We start from the raw sequence: 23,021 nt of genomic DNA, 5'->3' as shown, positions 1-23,021 counted from the left end.
AAACTGGACCTTACCATCGTTCCTTCGCCGCGTAATGCTCGTGGTGAACATCAGCGGGCAGCGGAACAGTCGTGATCTTCGATTTCTGTATCATTGGCACCGGCATCGTCGGTCTCTCGACGGCCATGCAACTGCAGCAGCGCTTCCGGCATGCTTCCATTGTCGTGCTGGAAAAGGAACGCGCGCCCGCCCTGCACCAGACGGGTCGCAACAGCGGGGTGATCCACGCCGGGGTCTATTATGCGCCGGGATCGCTCAAGGCCAGGTTCTGCCGGGAGGGCAGTGAACGGACCATGGCCTTCTGCCGCGAGAATTCCATTCCCTACGACCAATGCGGAAAGCTTGTCGTCGCAACCTCCGGCACTGAGCTTGACCGGCTCGCCGACCTCGAAGTGCGGGCCCGCGCCAATGGCCTTCAGCCCTTGCGGCTGGACGGCGGGCAATTGACCGAACGGGAGCCCGCGATTACCGGACTGGGCGCGCTGCTTTTCCGCGAGACCGGCATTGTCGACTACGCCGCCATCTGTCGCTGCATCGCCGACCAGATCGTCGGTGCCGGTGGGGAGATCCGCTACGGCGCCGCCTGCAGGGGCTTCAAGGAACATCCCGGCGAGGTCGAGATACACACCGATGACGGCACCCTGCGCGCGCGCTACGTCATCACCTGCGCCGGCGTCCAGTCCGATCGTCTGGCGCGGCTGGCCGGCCTCGACATCGATTTCCGCATCGTGCCGTTCCGCGGCGACTATTTCCGGCTGCGTGCCGAACGCAATGCCATCATCCGCCACCTCATCTATCCCGTTCCCGATCCGGCATTGCCGTTTCTCGGCGTGCACCTGACCAGGATGATCGGAGGTTTCGTCACCGTGGGGCCGAACGCCGCCCTGTCATTCGCCCGCGAGGGCTATGGTCGCTTCAGCCTGAACCTTGCGGATTCGGTCGAGCTGGCGACATTCCCCGGCTTCTGGCGTACGATCTGGAACCATCGGACCTCCGCTATGGAGGAACTGCACAGCGCCTTTTCCCGCCGCCGCTATCTGGCGCTGTGTCAGAAATATTGCCCTTCGCTAACGCTCGAGGATCTGGAACCGCATCCGAGTGGCATCCGTGCCCAGGCCGTGAAGGCCGATGGCACGCTGATCCATGACTTCCTCATCGTGCAGACCGCAAGGACCACGCATGTCTGCAACGCGCCATCGCCAGCCGCCACTGCCGCTTTGCCGATCGGTGCGTACATCGTCGACACCGTCGCGGAGAAGCTGGCGCATGCATAGCTACGCGCGTAGCATTGCGCCTTGAAACCGGCCTGCTTGGATCGGGCAGGGATGGAGCGCTACTTCTCGGGAGCGGCGGCTTCGGGGCCGTCCACATTGACGACGGTCTCGCCTCGGCCGACGCGCACGAAGACGTAGTGGACGTCGTCGCCACCCTCGATGATCTGGCAGCGATGGATCGCCCGGCGCGGGAAATAGGCGTAGTCGCCCTGGCCGATCTCGAACGAGTCCTTCCCGTTCGCGCCGAAATCCACCCGGATGCGACCCGACAGCATGTACATCACACTGTCGAATTCCTCGTGATGGTGCCATTGGCTGGGTTTATCGAGCGCCGTGACATGGCACTGGCCGACCCAGAGATTGCCGGCCTCAAGCGCCTTTTTTCTGTTCTGGCCGGGCGTGATCGGGCCGTCGACCAACTGGTTCGCCTTGACGTATCCGATCGTCTGAAAGAGCCCCGTGCGCATCGCTGTCTCCCCTTCGGTTTCAAGAAAAGTGCTTCTTGAAAGAAGCCGCGTTTAACTTAGGCTAGCCGGATGGAGACAGCTGGCCAATTTCTGTCGCCGACAAGACAAGCCGAGATCCTGCCGTTCGAAACGGCCCGCCGATCTGTCGTCGGGTACGCCTGCGATTATCCGTCAGGCCTGTCGTCGGGGTTCCACAGTCATCCGAGAGCTCAGCTGCTCTATGCGATCTCGGGCGTGATGCGCGTGGAAACGCTGGCTTCCAGCTATGTGGTGCCGCCGACCACGGCGCTGTTTCTGCCGGCCGCTGCCCGACATTGTGTGAGCATGGACGGGCCCGTGGCGATGCGGGAACTGTTCCTGCGCGAGGACGCAGCGACAAGGGCCGGGGAAGAGCCGAAGGTCATCGCCGTCTCCGGCCTGCTGCGCGAGGTGATCATCGCTGCCTGCGCCGAGTCGGTGGAATGGGAGCCGCACGGCAGGGGGCACCATCTGGCGGAACTCGCGCTCGATGAAATAGCAAGATCCACCCCGCTTCCGCTCGGTTTGCCTTTGCCGCGCGACACCCGCTTGCTGCGGGTGGTTTGCCTGCTGCGCAGCCGGCCGCATGATCCGAGGAGCCTGGAGGAATGGGCCGAAGTGGCAAATGCCTCAAGCCGGACACTGGCTCGCATGTTCCGGGCCGAGACGGGCTTGAGCTTCCGGCAGTGGCGTCAGCAGGCTCGTTTGACTGAGGCGTTGAGCGCGCTGACGATGGGCGTGCAGCCGGCGAAGGCGGCCTCGATTGCCGGCTTTGAAAGCATCCCGGCTTTCGGCGCGGCGTTTCGCGCATTCTTCGGCATCACGCCCGGCCAGGCGCGGCTTCTCCATCCCGGCGGTCGCGCGCGGTGAGGAACGCCGTCTGGTAGCGAGGTCTGGCCTGGCATCGACGGTTGGGCCCGCGGCATGGGCGACGGCTGACGCGCAACGATCCCTCCTGACAGAATGATGTCAGTGTACCCCGGTTATTCTGCACCGGTCCGATTCATCCATTTCTGGATAAGCGAACGCCGTTTTTCCCGGCTGCCGGACTGAGCGAACAAGTGAATCTCTGGGGCCGGCGGCGACGCCGGAGTGATCGAAATGTCCGATTTGACCATAGTGAACAGGGCCCGACCGTCAGGCGCGGTTCCCCATCTCTACGAGCGAACCGTCGAGCTTTATCTCGACATCCTCGACATGCAGGCCCACGTCGAGACCGCGAGCCCGGTCCAGTTGCGTTCACTGCTGCAGGAGGCCGAGCAGGTCGTTGCCGGCCTGATCCGGAAGGAAGCGGGTTCGCTGTAAACCTGGTGCCGGCTTGATGCCGGTACCGACTCCCCAATTGTGTCGGCACCTGTTTAGATAGGGCATTGCGGAGGAATGCCGATGCGCATCGCTGTAGCTTGTATCGCAATTGCCCTGGCGCTGGCGGGATGCGCGTCGCCGTCCCTCAGACACGTCAGCGGCAGTGCCGGCATCACCGTCGCGCCGGATCTGCCGCTGCACGCATCGATCATGCAGCGGGTAACCGCGATGGTCTGCGCCAACAGCTTCATCGCGCCGACCCCTTCGAGTACCGATGCCTTGCAGGCTTTGCAGAACGAGGCGGCGGCGATCGGAGCCTCCGGCATCTACAAGGTAGCCTATGCACAGACCGGGCTGTTCGACCGCTGTGGTGTGATGCCCGGATTGCAGGCCACCGCGATCGCTTATCGCATGTGAGGACGGCCGGCATCCGGCTGGCCGGGTCGAGCGGGCCGCTGTTTCAGGGCCGCGATTTCGTGCAGACCGGATCGCCGTGATCCATGCGCACGCAGTCCCATCCCATTCCGAAACCGTGGTTGACCTTCGCCTGGACCGATTGCAGGTCCGTCGCGAAATAGATCATGACGCCGACCGCGCCGGACCCCAAGGCAAAAGCGATGAGCATCGCCCTTGCGTCACCCTTCCGCAGCGGAGGCCGGTTGCGCCACATGGCGGGAGTTTATCCGTGATGGCGAAAGCGTCAATGAACCGGAGCGCCATCAGGGAACCCGGTGGCCAGTCCCGGTCGAGCGATCCTCTACCCCATATGGAAGATGTGCTGGCTAAATGTCTTCGCTACCGTCGCCAATGGCGCTGGGGAGCCTAACCGGCGTTAGGCCGGCGCAGCCGCAATTGCATCCCTTGCGCCGGCCGCATTCCCGATTTTTTGAACCCGTTCGGCCGTCGACCGTTGTACGGAATACCCAACCTGTGACGACTCGCGCTGCCTTTGGTTCTCCCGGGGCGGCGCTTTTTTGTTGACCTCAAAGTTCGAAATCACCGGCACGCTGCGCAGTGCAGAACCCGCCCCAGCGGATTGGAGCGGGCTCAAGGGCGGTGTCGTTTCGGTCAGATGCCGCAGATGATGCAGGCTCCCCGGATTTGTCCGGCAATGCCACCCCCGGCCAGGCCTGAAACGGTGCCTGACTTCCTGCCGCCGGCGGCAAGCAGAATGGTGCCTTCCTGTTGGGCAGTGGCTTTCGAGGTATCCTGCGTCACGGCGGGTGCCGCCGCAAAGGCGGCGCTCGACAGCGTCAGCGACGCAATGGCAGCTGCGATGATCATCTTCATAAGTCGTCTCCCTTCTTTACCTGGCGTGGCGGAACATCGGCGTCACGTCGCTCCCCACGCCTCCGGCGCGACATCACCGGATTCGATGACACGCGTAGTCGGGTCGCGACATACGGCAAATGCCGTAGATCGACGGCGCGGCGACAAGCGTGGTTAGCAACTGTTGAACGTCAGGGAGGTCAGAAGTCGGAGCTGAACGGATTTGGATGACCGTCCGGCATGTCTAGGAACACAGAGCGATCGTTGCGGCCATGAATGACATTCCTAGGGCAACCAGTGTGAGCAATGTGCTCACTGAAAGCTCCTGCGGGCTCGGCGAGATCGCTGTCATCCGTTCATAAAACTTTGGAAACACAAACCTCCACCACGGAGGATACCTTCTGCTGCCGCGATAGAGCGCGAGCATTGCAATAAGAAGCAGGAATAACAGGAAAGCACGAGGAATTGCTACCGCATCCGGGCTGTTGTTGAACCGGGACCACTGCTCGCCGGTGGGGCCTGGGCAGATACCGGGGTGGAGCGCCGAAAAATATCTGATGTCCAAATAGTAAAAATTGCAGAGTGCGACAAAAACAGTGGCAGGCAGAAGAGCCTTACGTTCGTTGAGCCACGCCAATGCGCTCCGAAATTTATAAGCGGCACTGCTCGACAACGCTATCCCCTCCATTCTCCTGAAATGCTATTTGAGAGCGGAAACCTATTCAACGTCGCTCGACCGTCGGCGTTTTATATCATGCGCAAAGAGCCTGCCATTTAGCCAGAGCGCGCCTGTTGTCTTGTGGCCCTCAACCGCTATTCGTTGAGGTAGTCGGCCATTTCCTGCTCTGATCGTTGCCAGCCCAGAGGAAGCTCGTCCACAGGCCCCCACCACCAACCGGGAACGACGCCGTACTTATACAAAAGCCCGAGGCTACTGCCCTTGCCGGAAGAAAAGGTGAAGGTCTCAACATCCTGCCATTTAATTATCTTGGGGGACCGTCGAAACCCGCCGGTTATTGTGAGACCGATATCGTCGAGCTGCATACGATAGGGGCGAAACAGCAACCAAAGAGAACTGGCCATCATCCAGCCAGAGTAAATCTCGATGATCCCGAATATGATCGGTGGTAGTCCGTCCTTCAAAGCCACGCCGAACGAGGCGAGAGCTAGAAAAAACACCAGTGCAAACAGTGTTTTCTCGCGCGACGAATACAACACCGTTGGGCTCATGAAAGCGACCTCGCTGGTAGAGCGAGGATAACCCAACGGCCAAAAACAAAAAGGCCGGCCTAGCGGGAGCTCGGGGGCGGGTAGTCGGTCGCAATAGGTGGCAACGGATCAGAGCGACGGCGGTGGTAAGAGAAGACGCAGCATGAATACACTGGCGCGGAACACGTGATGAACGGGAGACCCTGACCTTCAGTCCGAACGGTGTCCAATCTGGGTGTTAGGCCAAAAAGGATAGGAAGTGGATGCGAGTCTAGGAGAGGAATGGTGCCAGGGGCGGAATCGAATAAATAGATTATATATTTGAATTTATTGAAAAATATTCAGTTCGAAAAAAGTTCCTTACCCACATAATTACCCAATCCAAAATCATACCGGTGGTTCGATTCCCTTTTCCACAGGAAATTGTACTATTGAGACATGTGTTAGCGGTGTGCAGCCTCGCGCCCCCAGCTCAATCGGGCCTCATTGCGGCTCTTGTCTCAAGCCTGATCACAACGTCTGGCTTCAGTCGCTCCTCGCAAGAATTTCGGCGTCGATACAGAAATCGACAGACGCTTGGCGAGCTTCCTCTGTCGACATGAAGCCGGTCTAAGCTCGCGTTAAGCAATAGCGGCTAGGCGAACCAGTGCTGGATACGGCCATTCCCCTAAAATTGCCAAGCCTTGGCGATCGACGAAATGTCCACGTGCGGCCTTCGAATGTGACTTGCCCGCTGAATGTCTCAGCGTGTCCTGGATGGCATGCAAGCAGGCCGCACGTTGGCCATGGAACAATCAATTCCGAGAGTTTGTCACGAGATTCATCGCGTTTTTTCCGCCGAACCTCGTCGGGGACGTAACTCTGGTACTCGCACCAGCCACAACGGTGCATGTGTCCCCCTCACACAAGGTCACGTCTGCATATGCCGGGAGCGGCTGCTGTCGTTGAGAGGGCATCTATGAATGTCGCCGATCAGCTGCCCTCTACATCGGAAGTCCATGCCGTCAGAGGAGGGCGCGAGGCAAAAGCGTTCCTCCGCTCATCAGCTTCGCCATGTCCTCGTAGTGGACGGCCTTCTGGTCCGCGTATCGGCGTAGGTCAGGCGCAACTGCGGCGTCGCGCGCTGTATCAGCGAGCCCTGCGAAAAATTCTATCGCAGCTGTCTGACTGACGGCCCCCGCAGTCACCAGCAATTCCACGAGACGGCTTATTTCAACCCTCTGTATCGCTCGCTCGATACCTTCACTTGTCTTGATCATCTCAGCCTCCCTGTGAGGGAGGAACTTCACCACATCACATGGAGTTTAATTATGACGAACGCACCGATTGGGGCGGGCGACCGCTATTATGTGTATTCCCCAATGCTCGACCTCACTGGGAAGAGTAAGGGACCGACAAGGGCCGCGGCTACAACGAGACCCTTGGGTACGGCGCTTACACGAACGGCGACGTCGATCTCGTCAGCATGACGCTCGACAACGGTCCGCCACCCTCAATCGCCCCGATAGGGTCAAAGACAGTATCGTCGGGCTTTCGAACACTTTGGGGTACTGACAGCCACCCTTCAAACCATCGTCGATGCTAAGCGGCGGCGCCCACCGAGAGCAATTTTTTGCCACATAGTGCAATTACGCGCACGCCGCGCTTTTCTGTTGGCTAGCGCGTCTCAGGCAACGCCCGCTCAGCTTCGGCTGAGCGGGCTTTTTGCGCTTCTACTGCCGTAAGTCATTGAGAACGCTTGAAGGCAGCCGTTTTGATAATTGATCGGCGCTCAACGGTGTCGATCAGACGCCGTGTCGCAAACAGTGTATGATGACCTATCGGCGATAACTGACCAGGGCATTGCCGGCTGTGAGCGAGTATCGCGCTTCCGCCCCTATATGGAAGGGAGGGAGCCATGGCAATTGCCTACTCCTCGACCAACGGAATTGCCTACCCCGAAGATTTGATCCTACTCAAATCAGTTCACGACGACGTTTGCTTTCAGCGAGGCTTTGATAGTGGGAGCCGAGCTGCGGACGATGTCGGCAAAGTGCTCATGAGTCTCTTCGCCGACGGAATTCACGACGAAGTCCAAATTCGAGCGAGCGTAGAACGACATCTTGGTTGCCCGTCTCCAGCAGCACAGATGTTGCGTGGGGGGCAGTAATGGCCCCGTTCAAAACAGTGACGTTTCGAACTGCGAGAGGATATGAATTTCCTGTCGGATGTCTTCATCAGGCGGCGAGGGCATTGGCAATGGCATGGCCGGACGCCGAGTGCGAAATATATCGAAACGCAGTTGGCTTGGCTGAACGCGCCCAGCAAGGCTGGTGTACGCCGCGAGTAGCCTACGAAGCGTTTTTAACGGCCGCGAAAGCACAGGGTCGGATTGTTGAAGCTCGCCCGCTACAAGATCGCGTAATGCGGCAACTTGCGGCGATTGGTATCGAGGAATTCAAAGCGCTGACGCCACAGGCTCAGTTTCGGACACGTCGTATGTCTCACGCGATCAGTGGTGACGCAGCCCAGCGGCCACACTCATAACTCGCCAACCCGAAATTCCGCTCCGGTTCGCCGGGGCGGATTTTTGCATTTGGGACCCTCCCAAGTCGGCAGTATGATGGCGGCAGCGGGAGGTGTTTGTCATGCCCATGCGTCAGATGCTGGAAAACGCAGGCGCGTTTCAGCCTGAAGAAGTTGAGATGCTTATCAGAGTGTACGAGACGGCGTGTCGCGAGTTTGAAAACAACAGCGACAGGGAACAGCGAGCGTCACGTATCATTGCCTACTATCAGAGTGGGATCAGAGACGAGGCGGAATTGACTGAATTGGCATGTCAGGACTTGGGGCACTAACCCCGGAACCGGTCTGGCGCGCATTGCCCCCACACCAAACCGGCCCGGTTCACTGACGGAGAGACCTATCAGCGTGGGAGAAACTCGGTAGCGAGCTGGCCGTTCCAAAATTGAGATCGCAAAAAAAGGCGCCGCCAGGGAGATCCCGTGGCGGCGCAGGTCATGCAGGTCATCAGGTTGGGAGCACTTAAAACGGCCACACGCGAAATTGGTTTCGAAAACTTCGAGTGCCGCTCACTCCACCATGATGGGGCTCATCTCGTAGGAGTTGAATCCCTAGCGAGTGTTGACGATCGGGGTGATGATCTGAGACGCGCGTGCTGGTCCAGGTTAAGGGTAAACTCATCGCTGGAAGTCCGGTCATGTTGGCAAAGGTGGTGAATGCCGCTGAACGTGGCGACGAGAGTTCGAAAAAGTTTTGATTTAGATCCTTGAGAACTCCGCGCGGCTGTTCGACGCGCGGCGCTTTGATTTTCATTATCCTCAATATCGCGTTTAACCGTCGTGTCGACATTGCTCGGAAGGGATTTCTTCCGCCAAAGCAGCGATCAAAGACGCCGCACGGCTGCGCACGCGCGGAGGAAGGCGCATCAGCCCTTCGATAACGCGCCTTCCTTCGGCGCTGGCGATGAACTCCAGACGTTCGTCGACCGGCAGGAGCGGGGTGGTTGCCTCACCGTTGCCCGGTAGTCCGCCGAAGAAGCGGTTGAGGGGAACCTGCAGCGCGAGGGCGATTTCATAGAGCATGGAAGCGCTGACACGGTTGCGTGCGTTTTCGTATTTCTGGAGTTGTTGAAAGCTGATGCCGATCTTTCGGGCGAGTTGCGCCTGCGAGATGTCCGACTGGACACGCACAGTGGCGATCTGCCGGCCGACATGTCGGTCAACCGGGTGAGGGCTGACCTCCCCCTTTGGCGCAATACCGGTACGAAAGCGACCCGTGCGTTCCAGCAAGACCTCACCTGCTCTCGGAGTTGGGCTGCCGTATCGGTCTTGCGGTGGTCGCTGGCTCTGCGCCATGCAGACGGGCAAGGTCGTTCTGAAGTGAGCGGATGTGGGGCCAAGGGAAATCCTCAGGATCGTCCCGGTTTTCTGCCTCGCAAAGGATCACGGACAACTTGGCAAGCATGCCGTCCGTGGTTGAGGCTGGCGATAGCAGGATGTCAGCGAGCAGAGCCCGTTCGGTGGCTTCTGATTGACGGATCAGGCCGTCCATTCTGGAATAGCCGATCTGGTCGTCCATGGCATTCCAACGGGCTTGATGTTCGTCCGGCTCCGCAATCGCCTGATCGCGGATGGCTTCGCCCTCAGGTGGCCAGACGTCAGTCAAGTCATCGACCGAATGAATTTTCCCGTCGCTTCCATTGGTGCGGCATGGTCGTGCGCTTGGAAAGCCGATGGCCCTGACAAGCTCTGCCTCCAGAGCTCCATGCATGCGACAGAGCGCCAGCGTCTGTTGGTGAGCTTCCTGCCACTCCTCGCACAGCCGAAGTATTGGGTCTTGGTGCAAAGCCTCGCTCGACTGGCTTTGCCGTGTCGAGACCTCTAAACGCCGCATCGTGCTTGCGGTAGGCGCCATCAACTGCCGGCGCGTTACGGAGGGCAAGGGGGTGCTATTTTCGGAAACAGCCATGATCCGAGTTCCAAACAGCTTCAGCTTGGTAAGTGGATGCAGCCAAAGAGGGCAGCATCGGAAAATATCTGAATTTAAGATAACTGAAAATCAGATATAAAGGAACCCCCCATCTGAATTCAGATTGGGGTGATAGGTGGTCGATACACTTGGCACAGATCGGCACAAAGCTCTGATCGCTCTCCTTGTACAGAAACGTGAAGCGGCAGGACTGACCCAAGCTGACTTGGCATCGAAGCTTGGCCAATACCAATCGTTTGTGGCTCGCCTGGAAAGTGGACAGCGCCGTGTTGATGTTGTGGAATTCATAAAGCTTGCCGAGGTTCTTGGGTTTGATGCTCCGTCGGCCGTTAGGAAGCTATCTCAAGTAACTGATTGAGTGGCGCGAGCGCGTGGCTGAGCCAGCATAAAGAAATGAGCGCCCAGATCTCTTGAGTCCACCGGTTTATTCCGCCTGATCATCCACGCTTTTGGGCCGCCAACGAACCGGATCTTCAACCCAGCGATTGATCTGGGATTCATGCCAGCCGGCGCCATTAACGCTGATCTTGATCTGGGCGGGGAAGGAGCCTTCGGCGATCTTGCGGTAGAGGGTGGAGCGGCTTAGCCCGGTTCGAGACAGGACGGATTTGAGACGGATGATACGATCTGGTTCTCGCATGGTCGTTCTGCCTGCTGCTGGATGTCCCTGGCTGCGATGGAGACCAGATGAGCAGAACGTTGCACGCCCGCAAGGCGCATGATTTCACTGTGCGGCCATAGCGAAGCGCCGGCTGCGAATCGGACGGCTTAGAGTCCGATGCTACGTCCCCTGCCGAGATCGATACCGTGGCTGAAGGCAAGTTCCGCCCCAAGACGCCGGCCGGTGTCCATGCCGATGCCGAGCGCCTTCGTGTGGTTGGCCAGAATGGATTCAAGCTGCGGGTCGCGTTCAAGGCTTTTGGCCATGTCGCCCATTTGTGAGCGTGTCGCCCGATAGCCGGCCATATCAGCGGCCTGGTACTGACGCCGACTGGTCTGGTTGAGTTTTTGCCAGCGTTCCACGAAGCGCTCGGCTCTGGCGTTCAGACCGAGGCTCGCATCGTTGCTGCGTCCGGTGCGGATTTCGGTTTCGAGTTGCAGTGCGCGGATAGCGCGATTGACCTTGCCGGTTGCCGCTTCGTGGGCAAGTTCGGGACGTTTGGCGTAAGCCGCCTCGGCATCGCGCCAGCCATGCGGCCGCACCTTGTCGAAGGCCTGGCGTGCCTTGTTCAGTTCGCGCATACGCTCGGGACTGATCCTGTCGTTCGCTTCTCCTGCGATGGCAATTGCGTCGACGGCACGGGCATGACGAGTGAGGGCGTCGGTGCGAGCCTTGCGCATCACCGCTTCCGGATCTTGCGCCGTGGCTATGTCCGGCTTCGCAATGTCACGCCGCGCGTTTTCGCCTGCATTTTCTCTTGCCGGCTCGCGCCCGCTGTCCTGGTCTGGAGAGAGCAAGCTGCTGATACGCTCACGCAGCCTTTCCGGCAGGATGCGTTTTATGATCTCGGCGACGCGCTCAGTGAAGGTGATGCCGCGCCGCTCGGCGTAGACGCGAGCTGGATCAGTCGTCTCGTAGTCGGACGCCATGTCCTTTGACCGATCACGGGACAGCGTGCGCGCGAGCCGGTCTGGATTGGCAAAGTCATCGTTGCCGTAATGCAGGTTGACACCGTCGCGATGGCGCGACAGGGCGACATAGGTGCCATGTGCGTCCAGGCCCGGTGTGGCAAGCACATGGCTGCGATCCACGGTCATGCCCTGTGCCTTGTGAATGGTCGCCGCATAGCCGTGATCAATGCGATCATAATCCTTGAAGTCGAAGGCGACGGAGCGGCCATCATCGGTGCGCACCGTCATAGACTGCGTGTCGACCTTTTGAATAGTGCCGAGCGTGCCGTTCTTCACGCTAAGTCCGCGCTCATTTTGCAGGAACATGACGCGATCGCCGCTGGCGAAGTGGCGCGCGCCGCGATCGACAGTGACGCGCACCGCGTCGCCAAGGTCGCCGGCCTCATGCATGCGCTTGCGTGCAGCCTCGTTGAGGATGCGCACCTCCTCATTGGTGTGGGTGAGGATGATGCGGCTTTGGTCTGGCTGTAGCTGCCGCTCGCGGTCCCAGCGCTCGATCAGATCCTCGCGCGCTTCGTTGCGGGTTGCCGCTTCATGCACCATGCCATGGGACCGATATGCTTCAAGTGCACTGCCGATCCTGGCGCTAGCCAGATTGCGTGTCGCGTCGCGTTGCCAATGATCGCGCTGGCGGCGCACGTCGCCGATCTCTGCGCTGCCATGACGTTCATGGATCGACCGCAAGGCAGCACCTGCCTCGATGGCCTGCAACTGCTGCGGGTCACCCACCAACACGATCTTTGCACCGACCTCTGCTGCATGGGAAAGCACGCGCTCCATCTGTCGCGTGCCGACCATGCCTGCCTCATCGATGATCAGCACATCGCGCGCCGATAGCAGATCACGACCCTGCTGCCAGCCATGCTCCATGCTGGCGATGGTGCGCGAGACTATGCCCGATCCGTTCTCCAGGTTCTCGGCGGCGATGCCCGAAAGGGCAGCACCGCGGACGCGATAGCCGGCAGCCTCCCATGCCTCGCATGCCACGCCGAGCATCGCACTCTTTCCCGTTCCGGCATGACCGATGACGAGCGCGAGATCGCGCCCATCCGTGACGTGAGACAGCGCGGCCTGCTGCTCACCAGAAAGCAGCAGGCCGCGCTGCTGGGCACGCGCCAATGCTGCTGACGTGTCATTGTAATCGACACCATGGCTCCTACGTTCAGCCATGCGTTCAGATGCTGCGTACAAACGCTGTTCGGCAGCGATCATGTCGCGTGTTGTGAAGCGCTCCATGCCGCGGCCGTCGCTACCGAGTGCGACCAGGTCGGGCGAACTTTCCAATGCATTCATCACCGCATTGAACTGCTCCAGTCCATCACTGTGGCGGTGTGCGAACAGCGCCAGGTCGCGGCGCGTGAAGGTCGATTGCTGGTGTGTCATGGCATCCAGAGCCACAGCGGGATCTGCGAGGATGCGTGCGCCATTGTTGCGCGCGATCTCGCGATGCAGTTCGGCCCGGTCGGCAACGTCAAGCGCTTCGGATTCGGCACGACGTGTCTCGATGCGCTGTGCCGATGCGCCGATCTGGCTCTGTGGTTCCAGCTCGATGCCCTGTGCTTCCAGGCTGCGATGATCGATGCGGGCGTCGATATCCAGATCGGCCAAGCGCTCATTGGCAAGCTCGGCCCAGCATTCGCGCCAGCGCTCGACCATCTGCGTGCTGTTCCAGTCCCGAACCTTTGGGCCAAAGCCGTTCTCGTCGACCGAACGCATGGTGAGCATGACATGGGCATGGGGTTTGGGCATGCCATCCTCGCCGATATCCCAATGCACGTTGAGATCGGCGATCATGCCGGCATCAACAAACTGCGCCTGCACGAAGTCGCGCGCCAGTTCGATGCCCTGCGCCTGGCTCAGCTCGCGGGGCAGGGCGAACTCCACCTCGCGGGCAAGCTGGGCGTCGTTGCGCTTCTCGAAGGTCTCGACGTCGTTCCAGAGCCGTTCGCGATTGCGCCATTGCTCGGGCGCACCGTCGGGCAAAAGCACCTGCGAATGCACGACGCCGCGTTTGGCTGAGAAGTCATGGCTGCGCTCGATCCGTTCATCGTGCAGCCGTGAGGCTGAGCGGTAGGCGGCGGACGCCACCGCACTTGAGCCGGCCGTGCGGCCAATGACCTTGACGTGAAGATGATAGATTGCCATCGCGCTGCGATCATCAGCACGATCCACGCCACGTCGGAACGACGTATAAGCGCGCCCTCCCTCGAAAAAATCTCGGGATGGACCGGCGCGTCTCAGACCGGCTCGGTGACATGGAAGCCTTCTGCAAGGCGCAGGGCTATCATCACAGCATCGACAATTCTTCCCGACGAAGGATACACCAATGCGCAAGCCCCGCGACTATGACAGCGAATTGAAGGTGCTGGAGGACAAGGCGAAAGACCTCAAGACCCGCAAGGTGCAGCACCTCGGTGAACTGGTGATCGCTACCGGCACCGACAGTTTCAGCGCAGAAGAACTGGCGGGTTCGCTGCTGGTGCTCGCCGAGACCAAAGATGCCGCCAAACGGGAGGCATGGGGCAGGCGTGGCGCTGCCTTCTTTCGCGGCAAATCACGGCGATCTGCGACAACATCTGACAGCGACGCTCGCGGCGCTCAAGCGCAACCGGGCAGCGCGCAATCGGTGTCAGGCGGCACTGGCGCGGCATGACATGCGAACGTGGCAAGTCGAACGCCGCCAGCGCACGCGGCACCTCATCGAACTCGGCGGTCTCATCGTCAAGGCGGGCATCGTCGACCTCACCGGCGATGATCGTCCCATGCTCTACGGCGCGCTACTTTGGATCGCGGACAAGCTCAATAGCGAAGATAGTGAGCGGGCGCGGGAGCTATGGGCAAGGAAGGGGAAGGAGGGGTTCGCGGCGAAGGGGGATGACGAAGCGGGACGCTAACAGATGTGGCGATTTTCGTACGCTGTTCGAGGAACCCAACGTGGAGGCTCAGCCATTCCGGACTTCCGCATTGCGCCCGCGTATCATTCGTTGTGCATTTTGCCGCCACTTCCCAAAAGCTGCCGTTCCATCAGCGCATCGGCGACGACCGAAGTGGGATGGAAAGCGGAATGTCAGCTTATTGGTACGAATTCACCAATGCGGTGACTGCCCGTGTCAGGGCGTGACGGGATACCGGCCTGAAATTCGAAGGCTAGTTAAGGCTATCCGATAACTGCGCGGTGCCGACGTAGGCCGGAAAACAGGTCCTATTCTGGTGCAAATGGCCGGATGCCCTTGTTCTACGCGCTCCACCGAACGATAAACGCGCCTCTTCCAATCAGGACAGCAGGTGCGATGTGGCAGATCGGCAGTTCATGCAGCGGGAGCATGTGGAACCATTCCTGAGGGAGACGTTTGGCACAGCTCGCAGCCTCGTTTCCTTTGAACGACTGAGCGGTGGAAGCAAGAAGGGTGTTTATCGGCTCTTGTTGGATGATGGCAGCACAGTCATCCTCTATGCGTGGAACACGTCCGAGAATTACTGGGCGGACAATGGGACCGACCAGAGCGATCCTTTCGCCGAGGTGTCGGGAATCGACTTTCTGGAGACGGCAGTCGCGGCCCTGGAAGGGGCCGGGGCGAGGGGACCAAAATTGCTGCTGACCGACCGCAGCCAGTCACTGTACCCAGCCGATATCGCCGTCGCCGAAGATCTTCGCAACGGCACGCTTGAAGCGCTCATCGCAGCCGATCCGAAGGCATCCCTGGTGCCACTGCGCGAGCTGGGAGCCATGCTCAATGGTATGGCGAGATATACATCCACCAGCCTTGGCAAGCCATTCGCCATCACCTCAGCGGCGGTCCGTCAGGATCGCAGAGCTGAGCAGGTGGTGCTGGATCGAGCGCTCGATCATCTGGGCTCTGTCGCCGGCCAGGTAGATGCATTGCAGCCGGCCTTCCCACTCATCGGAAGCACGCTTCAGAGGCTCCATTCGCTCATTCAACCGCGCGATTCCTACGGTCTTATTCACGGCGAGCTTGGCGCGGACCATGTCATGCTCGATGACAACGGTCAGTCGGTGATGATTGACATTGAAGGCGTGATGTTCTTCGACGTCGAGTGGGAGCACGCCTTCACCAAGATGCGCTTGGGCGATGCCTACGGCGAACTCGGCATCAATATCGAACTCGACCCGGCGCGCATGCGCTTCTATGAGCTGGCACAATCCTTGTCCCTGATCGAAGGACCGTTGCGCATCCTCCAGACCGATTTTCCCGACAAGCCGTTCATGCGGATGCTCGTGTCCATCCACACCGACAAGGTCTTGCGACTGACCCAGGCTTGCTGAGAGCAGCCAACTCTATGATGCGGAGCTGCGAAGCCACACAGCACAGGCATTACCATCCGAGTCTTGTGGACGGCAGCTTTCGGGACCTTACGGGGACAGCGTGAATGACCGCAAAAGGGTCGGACGCAGAACGGTAGCTTATCGCTGGGCGACCCCAGAACCGGACAGTCCGCCTGCGGCCCCGTTTCGAACTTTGTTTCATTGCGCGATAACCCGGAGATCACGTCTTTTCCGACCGCCTTAGACCCTTCCAGCTTGGCATGTGTGCCCCGGTGGCTGCGATTCTCAGGTGCCGGGGTATCGGCCGGCGCTAAGCGGCTTTGGTCCGGGCCGGCAGTGCGAAGGCTGCAAGAACGCTGACCAAAATGCCGGCGGCGGCTAACCAGAAGGCGAGCTGTATGCCTTCTGACACGGCGGCAGCCAATGCCTCTCCTTCGAGGCCGCCGACATGGCAGTTGGCGAGGGCGATCAGCACGGCGAGGCCGATGGAATTGCCGACGCTGAGCGTGGTGGACGCCATGCCGGAGGCCACGCCCTGCTCTTCGTGGCGTACTCCCGTGGCGGCCGCGATCCACATACCTGTCCAGACGATGCCCTGGCCAATTCCCGAAATGATGAGGCCGGGAACGATCGCGAGATAACCGCTAGCTATATCAGCGCCGGGCACCATCAAGGCTGTACCGGCCGCGCCAACCACCATGCCGGTTACCAGCGTGGCGCGCATCGAAAGATGCCGTACCAGCCGCTCACCGAGCTGGGTGCCAATAACGATGGCAACGGACGGAACGAGAAAAGCGAACCCCGTCTGTAGGGCCGTCAGCCCCTGCACGTTCTGGAACAGAATGGTCAGGAAATAGGGCAGGGCACCGAAGGTACCCATGAACAGAAAGGTAATGATCATGCTTGCGACGAGATTGCGGTTGGCAAACAACCGCAGCGGCATCAGCGGATCGGCACTGCGTGCTTCGATCAGCGCAAAAGCGACGAGGGACGAAACGGAGAGGATGAGCGCGCCTATAACACTAACGGCCTGCCATCCGATCTCGGGCCCTTCCACCAGAGCAAAGACCAGCGCCGTCACGCCGATTGTGACGCTCAGCGCGCCGGGCAGGTCAAAATTGCGGTGTTCATGACGCACGGTGTCGCGCGGTATGACCAGGAAGGCGGCGACGATAGCAATCGCGGCGAGCACGACATTAACGTAGAAGACGGCCGGCCAGCCCCATGTCGCGGTGAGAAATCCGCCGGCCAGTGCGCCGACGCTGAGGCCGCTTGCTCCAGCTCCGCCCCAGACGGCCAAAGCCTGATTGCGCTCCCGCCCTTCGGCGAAGAGGCGGTTGATGAGCGAAAGCGTGGCCGGAAACAGGAAGGCGCCGCCGATGCCTTGCACCGCGCGTGCCGCGATGATGATCTCCGATGACCAGGCGAGCCCTCCCGCGAGCGAGGACAGCGCATAAAGCCAGAGCGCGAAGATGAACATGCGCCGCTGGCCGATCAGGTCTGCGGCGCGTCCGCCGAACAATAAGAAACCTCCGCACAGAACCATATAGGCACTGACTACCCATTGCAGGGTCTGGCCGGAGAAACCCAGACCAGCCCCGATCTCGGGTAGAGCGACGAAAACGATGTTGATGTCGAGCGAATAAATGAGCTGGGCGAAGGCAAGCAGCGCCAACGCTCCTCCCTTTCGTGCGCTGATGCCAGATACTTGTTTTGCGCCGGCCTGTTCCGATACGGTCATGCTGATCTCCAGTTCGGCAAATCTTTGTCGAATGACAAACAATAGAGGCTTGCATAGCGCCGTCAAGCCAATTATTTGTTGTTCACTCAATAATGGAGAAGTGCGATGGCGGGACGACCGCGTGAATTTGATCGAGAGCTTGCACTGGCCAAAGCACGCGATGCCTTCTGGTCACGTGGCTATGAGGGCGTGTCGATGGCCGATCTTGTCGAGACGATGGGCATCGCCTCGGCGCGTATCTACGCGGCCTTCGGATCCAAGGAAGAGCTGTTTCGCGAAGCCGTTGAACTCTATGCGGCACACGAAGGCGGCTTTGCCGAACGAGCGATGGTGCAAGAGCCAACGGCCATACGCGCCATAGAACGCAGCCTGCGCGAAGCAATCGAAAACTGCACGCGAAAAGGGCGCCCTCCCGGCTGCATGGTGGTATTGGCCGCAACCAACTGTACGGTCGAGAACGAGGGCGTGCGGGCGTTTCTCACGGATTACCGCAGCCGCCGAACCGCCTTGCTGGGGGAGCGATTGAAGCGCGCCGTTGCTGAAGGCGAATTGCGCGCGGATGCCGACGTTGCGGGCCTGGCCGACCACTATGCTGCGATCCTCATTGGGCTCGCCGTTCAGGCCAGGGACGGCGTGCCGCGAAAGCGGCTGCTGATGACAATTCCAGTGGCGATGCAGGCGCTTCGCATCGCTGCCGTGTGATAGCACCCGTGGGGGGCGCAGGACGAGATGGCGCGTTAGGGGCGCAGCACGATTTCCCGATGCCTGCGTGGGCTTCGCTTCGCCGATGCTCATTGCGCATCTGTGCCGGACTGGCCAGCTTTTAGGGATTCCGGAGAAGTGCTTTGCTACCTCAAGCAGCACTACCGGTTAGTTGTTGTCTAGAGTCCCGGCTTCGCTGTCGCGTGCTGACGCTTCTTCGACCGCCTTGTTGAACCGATCTCGCGGGCGCGAATTTTGCTTCGAAGCCCCGCCAACCAAATCACAAGTGCGGATGTCGAGGATTGGCGGCCCACCACTATTGAACAGGGGGCCCGGAAAGGCACATTTGAAATTTTCGATCCAGCGGGTGTCTCCGAGATGCTGCAGCAACTCGGCAGCGCGACACATGGGATCGTTGCCCGAGCGTTCGTATCCGAAACCAAGGCCGAAACGAACAGAGCCGTCCGTCTTCTTGATCGCCGTATCAAGCTCTATGGCATCGCGCTCGATCCACTTCTTGGACTGCCGGATGGCAGCGTCCACCTGATCGGGCCGGGCCTCTTTCGAAAAGTCATGACGGCACGATACAAAGCTGGGGGGCCGGGCCTGTGATGTTCGCGTCTTGCGACAGCTTTGCGCCCGCATTTAGGACGTTCACACCCGAACTGAGAACTCCCAAAAGCGGACGCCCTGTCATACAGTTTTCTCAATAGTCGAGAGAGAGCCCGAATCCCGTCGGGCGCACCAAGGGCTGCTTCTCAAGATCGGGAACCGTAAGCCGCCGGTCCGCTTTCGGCACCGAAACGCCGGTCTGGAGCTACACGTTTCTTTGGTCAATGAAGGCCAAGGAGAAATACGATGGGCTATTCTCGATATGACAGAGCAATGCGCGGATTTCGGGCGCGAATTCGATGTCCCTATCAAAGATTCCCTGGATGATTTGTCCAGATTCTCACGATATGGGTTATCGTGATGGAAAGTTTAGAGAAGCAGATATTGCATTGGTTAAGGTCTCTTCAGCTGACATCCACCGCGCAATGATGCACCCGTCAAGTGGACCTATGCAGATCCCGCCGAACTCGGGCTTGAGTCGACCCTCCTGTCATTCCCTACTGATCAAAGACGGGTCGCCACCTCAGATTGCCAGCTGCGCGTAACCCGATTTCCCTGATATGTAGAAAACTCGGATACGGCCAGTAGACCATGAAAGGTGGGCAATGTAGTTTGCCAGTAGAATCTCCAGCAATGACAGACGGGCAATATATGCTTGGGAATACTGCGTATCCGCGTGGCTCCGAATGGAGACTGTGGGACCTTCACATTCATACGCCAGCCTCATTTCACTGGGAAGGCGTACGATTCATCCCAAGCAATGATTTCCATAATAACGGAATTATCGACGATCTGATCGTTGCCCTGAACGAAGCCGAACCGCAAGTGTTCGCGTTCATGGATTACTTCACTTTCGAGGGATGGTTCGCCCTGAAGCGGAGATTACAAGACCCGGCGGCCCCCAAGCTCGAAAAGACCGTCTTTCCGGGAATAGAGCTTCGTCTGTCCGCTCCGATGCGCGGCAGGTTGAACGCACATGTCATTTTCTCTGACAAGATCCAAGACCAGCACCTCCGAGATTTCCTTTCCGCTCAGAAGCTAGCGCTAATTGATCGACCGCTGTCGGACGCGGCGCTTGCAGATTACGCACGCCGCGCATCTTCGGAAAAACTTACTCACCACGGCTTCAAGAAAGCTGACGTTGAGGCGGATGAAACAATAGCGCTCCAAGCAGGCTACACGATAGGTGAGATCAATTGCGACGCGTACAAGGAGGCAATACGTAGGGTCCCGAACGGAATGGCCGTTGGGTTTATGCCATTCTCGACGAATGACGGGTTGACCGAGATCGAGCGAAATGAACATTACGCATATGCACTAAGTCTCTTCGAAACATCGCCAATTTTCGAGACCCGGGACCACAATCTTTGGGCTGCATTTGCAGGTGTTGAAACATCCGGCAACAAGAAATGGCTCGCAGCCTTTCAAACAGCGCTGCGCAATGTGCCGAGGCTGGCAGTCTCGGGGAGCGACTCTCATCGGTTTCGCGGTGTTACAGGCGATAACAACCAGCGCGGATATGGCAACTTTCCCTCAAACAAAAAGACTTGGATCAAGGCTGATCCCACCTGGGAAGGACTTTTGCAGGCAATTCGCGAACCTGCGAAGCGGTCGTTCCTCGGCGCGATGCCGCCCAAGCTGGAACTGGTGAACTCACTCAAAACCTTTTACATCGATAAGATCGCGATTAACAAAGTGGCAACCAGCACCTTTGCAGACGATTGGCTTGATGGCGTCGACGTGAGTTTGAACCATGATCTGGTTGCCATCATCGGGAATAAAGGCAGCGGCAAGAGCGCACTTGCCGATGTGATCGCTTTGCTTGGGAATTCGCAGCAGCAGAAGCACTTTTCCTTCCTTCAAGCCAAACGGTTCCGTGGGAAGAACGGCGAGCCCGCGCACCATTTCGAGGGAACGTTGAACTGGCTTGCTGGCGAGCCTGGCTCGATGGTTCTGAGCGACAATCCGTCTGCAGAGCGCGTCGAGCTGGTGAAGTATATCCCACAAGGGCGCTTCGAAGCCCTATGCAACGAACACGTGATGGGCACATCCAATGCCTTCGAGAATGAGCTTCGATCCGTTATCTTCACTCATGTTCCCACCGAAGTCGCGGACGGAGCCTTAGATTTCGACCAACTTATTGAAAAGCAGGAAGAGGTTCATCGAGCTAAGATTGGGGAACTCCGAAAACGGCTTCGAACGCTGAACGAGGAAATCGTCCATATCGAAGATCAGCTAAATCCTGCGCTGAAATCGAACCTTGAAGAGCAGTTGTCTTTGAAGCGACAGCAAGTTGCAGAGCATAAGGCCGTCGTCCCGAAGGAAGTTCCTGCCCCGACCGCCGAGCTTTCGATTGAACAACAGCACGCGACATTGCAGCTTGTCGCCCTATCCGAAGAGATGACGCAATTAACAGAGGCGCTCGAAAAAACGAAGGAACAGCAGGTCCTCGTTGCCTCAAAACGACGCTCTATCAAGAATATCAACGCTAGAGTGGAAATTTTTGAATCTCAGTTGGGTGAGCTGCGATCAGGCATCTCGGCGGACCTGACGAACATCGGCCTGCAGATAGATGACGTCGTTCAATATAAGAGCAACCTAGCAAAACTGGCCGATATGGAACGTGGCTTCGCTGACGAAAACGCTCAACTGATCGAACGGGCCGCTCAGTTTGAGCAACGGAGGGAAGTTATTCAGCAAGTGCGGCTCGCGCTCTCAAGCAAGCTCAATGAGCCGCAGCAATTGCATCAGGAGTATCTGGCTGCAACAGAACGGTGGCAAAAGACCTTGGCCACGCTGGAAGGAACAGAAACGTCAGCTGAGAGCGTTCGCGGCTTGACCGCCCGCTTGTCGCAGCTGCAAGTTTTGCCGCAGGCGCTCGGGAAGAAACGCGAAGACAGACGCGAGTTGGCGGGTGAGATTTATGACCTGCTGGCTGCCCAGCGTGAAGGTCGGGCCGAACTATTTTCCCCTCTACAATCCCTTATCCAAGGCAACACACTAATAAGAGAAGGATACAAGCTGGAATTTGTCGCCAAGCTCGGCGCATCCGTGGAGGCGATTGCGTCTCGCTTGTTCAATTTGATCAAACAGAATGCCGGAGAATTGCGAGGAGAGGAAGAGAGCCTCGCTGCAGTGCGGTCGCGCTTTGAAAAGCACGATTTTACGGCGAGAGATCATGCAACCCAGTTCGTCGACGATATGGATGCTCTCGTAAGGGACGCTTCCAGCCGGATATCAGGCGGCGGCGAGGGCATGCGTACTGTACTCCGTAAGGATCGTGAGCCCGTAGAAGTCTATGACTTCATCTTCGGCCTGGAATATTTGGAGCCAAAATACACCCTTCTTTTCCAGGATACCCAGATCGAGCAACTGTCACCTGGTCAGCGCGGTGCGCTACTGTTGATTTTCTACCTGTTAGTAGACAAAGGCCGGAACCCAATCGTTCTGGACCAACCCGAAGAAAATCTCGATAACGAGACGGTGGTAAGTTTGCTTGTCCCGGTTCTCGAGCAGGCAAAACAGAACCGCCAGATTATCATGGTCACCCACAATCCAAATCTCGCCGTTGTTTGCGACGCAGAGCAGATCATCTTTGCGGAATTTGACCGAAAAGCAAATCCGAAGATCACCTACGTGTCCGGGGCAATCGAAGCGCCCATCATAAACAAACATGTTGTTACAGTCTTGGAGGGGACCAAGCCCGCGTTTAACAACCGAAGCCAGAAGTATCATTGATTCTGCGCAGCCCCGCGTCGGCACCAGATCCAAAAAACAGAAGTCCTGGCAAGCACGAATGGCCTGAAGGGCGAATTAAAGGCATCGCGAACCGTTGACAGCCGGACGGCACCACCTTCCTCATCCTTGAGCTCGGCCAGGCTCATTGCAAACCGACCGCGCATCTTGATTGGCTTTCTTTAGCCATTTTTCGAAGTCGGCATCACTTATCGTCGAGTTAAGTGTGTCAGGAGTGCGCATCCATTGAGTATAGAAAAACTGGTCCCAGTCCTCTTTTT

General features: G+C 58.7%; 23 protein-coding genes. 11 read left to right on the top strand and 12 right to left on the bottom strand.

Features of this window, described 5'->3' with window-relative positions; translation table 11 throughout:
* The first annotated feature begins 71 nt into the window (after positions 1-71).
* Positions 72-1,274, top strand: a complete 1,203-nt coding sequence (gene lhgO, locus AC3WTO_RS26795) for an L-2-hydroxyglutarate oxidase (protein ID WP_492464054.1) — start codon at positions 72-74, stop codon at positions 1,272-1,274.
* Positions 1,275-1,333: 59 nt separating this feature from the next.
* Here lhgO and AC3WTO_RS26790 read toward each other — a convergent pair whose 3' ends face one another.
* The gene (locus AC3WTO_RS26790; protein WP_492464055.1) at positions 1,334-1,741 is read right to left on the bottom strand and encodes a cupin domain-containing protein; all 408 of its coding nucleotides are present in this window, start codon (positions 1,739-1,741) and stop codon (positions 1,334-1,336) included.
* 243 nt (positions 1,742-1,984) lie between these two features.
* Between AC3WTO_RS26790 and AC3WTO_RS26785 the strand changes: the two genes are divergently transcribed.
* The 3 genes from AC3WTO_RS26785 to AC3WTO_RS26775 all read left to right on the top strand — a co-directional run bounded on the left by AC3WTO_RS26785 (position 1,985) and on the right by AC3WTO_RS26775 (position 3,481).
* Positions 1,985-2,629, top strand: a complete 645-nt coding sequence (locus AC3WTO_RS26785) for a helix-turn-helix domain-containing protein (RefSeq protein WP_492558445.1) — start codon at positions 1,985-1,987, stop codon at positions 2,627-2,629.
* A gap of 231 nt (positions 2,630-2,860) precedes the next feature.
* A complete protein-coding gene (locus AC3WTO_RS26780) occupies positions 2,861-3,064 on the top strand; it encodes a hypothetical protein (RefSeq protein WP_492464057.1) in 204 nt (67 codons plus the stop codon).
* An 81-nt stretch (positions 3,065-3,145) separates the two neighbouring features.
* Entirely contained in the window at positions 3,146-3,481 is a 336-nt protein-coding gene (locus AC3WTO_RS26775; protein ID WP_492464058.1) for a hypothetical protein, read from the top strand.
* 43 nt (positions 3,482-3,524) lie between these two features.
* On the opposite strand, the gene AC3WTO_RS26770 is transcribed toward AC3WTO_RS26775, so the two are convergent.
* The 5 genes from AC3WTO_RS26770 to AC3WTO_RS26750 all read right to left on the bottom strand — a co-directional run bounded on the left by AC3WTO_RS26770 (position 3,525) and on the right by AC3WTO_RS26750 (position 6,801).
* Positions 3,525-3,689 carry a hypothetical protein gene (locus AC3WTO_RS26770; protein WP_492464059.1) on the bottom strand — a complete coding sequence of 55 codons (165 nt, stop codon included), beginning with the start codon at positions 3,687-3,689 and terminating at the stop codon, positions 3,525-3,527.
* Positions 3,690-4,132: 443 nt separating this feature from the next.
* A complete protein-coding gene (locus tag AC3WTO_RS26765) occupies positions 4,133-4,354 on the bottom strand; it encodes a hypothetical protein (protein ID WP_492464060.1) in 222 nt (73 codons plus the stop codon).
* Positions 4,355-4,577: 223 nt separating this feature from the next.
* Positions 4,578-5,006, bottom strand: a complete 429-nt coding sequence (locus AC3WTO_RS26760) for a hypothetical protein (RefSeq protein ID WP_492464061.1) — start codon at positions 5,004-5,006, stop codon at positions 4,578-4,580.
* 140 nt (positions 5,007-5,146) lie between these two features.
* Positions 5,147-5,563, bottom strand: a complete 417-nt coding sequence (locus tag AC3WTO_RS26755) for a hypothetical protein (RefSeq protein ID WP_492464062.1) — start codon at positions 5,561-5,563, stop codon at positions 5,147-5,149.
* A 983-nt stretch (positions 5,564-6,546) separates the two neighbouring features.
* Positions 6,547-6,801, bottom strand: a complete 255-nt coding sequence (locus AC3WTO_RS26750; RefSeq protein WP_492464063.1) for a hypothetical protein — start codon at positions 6,799-6,801, stop codon at positions 6,547-6,549.
* An 889-nt stretch (positions 6,802-7,690) separates the two neighbouring features.
* On the opposite strand from AC3WTO_RS26750, the gene AC3WTO_RS26745 reads away from it, so the two are divergent.
* Positions 7,691-8,068, top strand: coding sequence for a DUF982 domain-containing protein (locus AC3WTO_RS26745; RefSeq protein WP_492464064.1), 378 nt, complete (start codon positions 7,691-7,693; stop codon positions 8,066-8,068).
* Positions 8,069-8,874: 806 nt separating this feature from the next.
* On the opposite strand, the gene AC3WTO_RS26740 is transcribed toward AC3WTO_RS26745, so the two are convergent.
* Both AC3WTO_RS26740 and AC3WTO_RS26735 read right to left on the bottom strand, forming a co-directional pair.
* A complete protein-coding gene (locus AC3WTO_RS26740) occupies positions 8,875-9,333 on the bottom strand; it encodes a helix-turn-helix domain-containing protein (RefSeq protein ID WP_492464066.1) in 459 nt (152 codons plus the stop codon).
* Positions 9,334-9,337: 4 nt separating this feature from the next.
* Positions 9,338-10,012, bottom strand: coding sequence for a hypothetical protein (locus tag AC3WTO_RS26735; protein WP_492464067.1), 675 nt, complete (start codon positions 10,010-10,012; stop codon positions 9,338-9,340).
* 136 nt (positions 10,013-10,148) lie between these two features.
* On the opposite strand from AC3WTO_RS26735, the gene AC3WTO_RS26730 reads away from it, so the two are divergent.
* Positions 10,149-10,391: a helix-turn-helix domain-containing protein gene (locus AC3WTO_RS26730; RefSeq protein WP_492464068.1), complete on the top strand. Its 243-nt coding sequence runs from the start codon at positions 10,149-10,151 to the stop codon at positions 10,389-10,391.
* 66 nt (positions 10,392-10,457) lie between these two features.
* Here the strand turns inward: AC3WTO_RS26730 and AC3WTO_RS26725 are convergent, their stop codons facing one another.
* Both AC3WTO_RS26725 and traA read right to left on the bottom strand, forming a co-directional pair.
* Positions 10,458-10,673 (bottom strand): helix-turn-helix transcriptional regulator, encoded by a 216-nt coding sequence (locus AC3WTO_RS26725; protein ID WP_492464069.1) that lies wholly within the window; start codon positions 10,671-10,673, stop codon positions 10,458-10,460.
* Between the two features lie 128 nt (positions 10,674-10,801).
* Positions 10,802-13,810 carry a Ti-type conjugative transfer relaxase TraA gene (gene traA / locus AC3WTO_RS26720; RefSeq protein ID WP_492464070.1) on the bottom strand — a complete coding sequence of 1,003 codons (3,009 nt, stop codon included), beginning with the start codon at positions 13,808-13,810 and terminating at the stop codon, positions 10,802-10,804.
* Between the two features lie 181 nt (positions 13,811-13,991).
* On the opposite strand from traA, the gene AC3WTO_RS26715 reads away from it, so the two are divergent.
* The 3 genes from AC3WTO_RS26715 to AC3WTO_RS26705 all read left to right on the top strand — a co-directional run bounded on the left by AC3WTO_RS26715 (position 13,992) and on the right by AC3WTO_RS26705 (position 15,950).
* Complete coding sequence (locus AC3WTO_RS26715) at positions 13,992-14,318, top strand: conjugal transfer protein TraD (RefSeq protein WP_492464071.1); 327 nt, start codon at positions 13,992-13,994, stop codon at positions 14,316-14,318.
* A 1-nt stretch (position 14,319) separates the two neighbouring features.
* Positions 14,320-14,559, top strand: a complete 240-nt coding sequence (locus tag AC3WTO_RS26710) for a conjugal transfer protein TraD (RefSeq protein ID WP_492464072.1) — start codon at positions 14,320-14,322, stop codon at positions 14,557-14,559.
* Between the two features lie 398 nt (positions 14,560-14,957).
* Positions 14,958-15,950, top strand: a complete 993-nt coding sequence (locus tag AC3WTO_RS26705) for a phosphotransferase (RefSeq protein WP_492464073.1) — start codon at positions 14,958-14,960, stop codon at positions 15,948-15,950.
* Between the two features lie 310 nt (positions 15,951-16,260).
* Here AC3WTO_RS26705 and AC3WTO_RS26700 read toward each other — a convergent pair whose 3' ends face one another.
* Positions 16,261-17,691, bottom strand: a complete 1,431-nt coding sequence (locus tag AC3WTO_RS26700) for an MFS transporter (RefSeq protein WP_492464074.1) — start codon at positions 17,689-17,691, stop codon at positions 16,261-16,263.
* Between the two features lie 105 nt (positions 17,692-17,796).
* Here AC3WTO_RS26700 and AC3WTO_RS26695 point away from each other — a divergent pair, with 105 nt between their 5' ends.
* Entirely contained in the window at positions 17,797-18,393 is a 597-nt protein-coding gene (locus tag AC3WTO_RS26695) for a TetR/AcrR family transcriptional regulator (RefSeq protein ID WP_492464075.1), read from the top strand.
* Between the two features lie 168 nt (positions 18,394-18,561).
* On the opposite strand, the gene AC3WTO_RS26690 is transcribed toward AC3WTO_RS26695, so the two are convergent.
* Positions 18,562-18,936 carry a hypothetical protein gene (locus AC3WTO_RS26690; RefSeq protein ID WP_492464076.1) on the bottom strand — a complete coding sequence of 125 codons (375 nt, stop codon included), beginning with the start codon at positions 18,934-18,936 and terminating at the stop codon, positions 18,562-18,564.
* 702 nt (positions 18,937-19,638) lie between these two features.
* Between AC3WTO_RS26690 and AC3WTO_RS26685 the strand changes: the two genes are divergently transcribed.
* Positions 19,639-22,743: a TrlF family AAA-like ATPase gene (locus tag AC3WTO_RS26685; protein WP_492464077.1), complete on the top strand. Its 3,105-nt coding sequence runs from the start codon at positions 19,639-19,641 to the stop codon at positions 22,741-22,743.
* Positions 22,744-23,021 lie beyond the last annotated feature (278 nt).

The sequence above is a fragment of the Mesorhizobium sp. EU05-FHT14A09 genome (assembly GCF_058790995.1).
The sequence above is the reverse complement of the archived record's forward strand: the minus strand, read 5'-3'. Positions and strand labels throughout refer to the sequence as shown.

Excerpts from the sequence above, each read along its gene's own strand:
- AC3WTO_RS26695 (WP_492464075.1), top strand. The coding sequence starts at position 17,797 with ATGGCGGGACGACCGCGTGAATTTGATCGAGAGCTTGCACTGGCCAAA.
- AC3WTO_RS26715 (WP_492464071.1), top strand. The coding sequence starts at position 13,992 with ATGCGCAAGCCCCGCGACTATGACAGCGAATTGAAGGTGCTGGAGGAC.
- traA (WP_492464070.1), bottom strand. The coding sequence starts at position 13,810 with ATGGCAATCTATCATCTTCACGTCAAGGTCATTGGCCGCACGGCCGGC.
- AC3WTO_RS26745 (WP_492464064.1), top strand. The coding sequence starts at position 7,691 with ATGGCCCCGTTCAAAACAGTGACGTTTCGAACTGCGAGAGGATATGAA.
- AC3WTO_RS26710 (WP_492464072.1), top strand. The coding sequence starts at position 14,320 with ATGCGAACGTGGCAAGTCGAACGCCGCCAGCGCACGCGGCACCTCATC.
- AC3WTO_RS26780 (WP_492464057.1), top strand. The coding sequence starts at position 2,861 with ATGTCCGATTTGACCATAGTGAACAGGGCCCGACCGTCAGGCGCGGTT.
- AC3WTO_RS26750 (WP_492464063.1), bottom strand. The coding sequence starts at position 6,801 with ATGATCAAGACAAGTGAAGGTATCGAGCGAGCGATACAGAGGGTTGAA.
- AC3WTO_RS26725 (WP_492464069.1), bottom strand. The coding sequence starts at position 10,673 with ATGCGAGAACCAGATCGTATCATCCGTCTCAAATCCGTCCTGTCTCGA.
- AC3WTO_RS26685 (WP_492464077.1), top strand. The coding sequence starts at position 19,639 with ATGACAGACGGGCAATATATGCTTGGGAATACTGCGTATCCGCGTGGC.
- AC3WTO_RS26700 (WP_492464074.1), bottom strand. The coding sequence starts at position 17,691 with ATGACCGTATCGGAACAGGCCGGCGCAAAACAAGTATCTGGCATCAGC.
- AC3WTO_RS26775 (WP_492464058.1), top strand. The coding sequence starts at position 3,146 with ATGCGCATCGCTGTAGCTTGTATCGCAATTGCCCTGGCGCTGGCGGGA.
- AC3WTO_RS26770 (WP_492464059.1), bottom strand. The coding sequence starts at position 3,689 with ATGCTCATCGCTTTTGCCTTGGGGTCCGGCGCGGTCGGCGTCATGATC.
- AC3WTO_RS26735 (WP_492464067.1), bottom strand. The coding sequence starts at position 10,012 with ATGGCTGTTTCCGAAAATAGCACCCCCTTGCCCTCCGTAACGCGCCGG.
- AC3WTO_RS26765 (WP_492464060.1), bottom strand. The coding sequence starts at position 4,354 with ATGAAGATGATCATCGCAGCTGCCATTGCGTCGCTGACGCTGTCGAGC.
- AC3WTO_RS26755 (WP_492464062.1), bottom strand. The coding sequence starts at position 5,563 with ATGAGCCCAACGGTGTTGTATTCGTCGCGCGAGAAAACACTGTTTGCA.
- AC3WTO_RS26790 (WP_492464055.1), bottom strand. The coding sequence starts at position 1,741 with ATGCGCACGGGGCTCTTTCAGACGATCGGATACGTCAAGGCGAACCAG.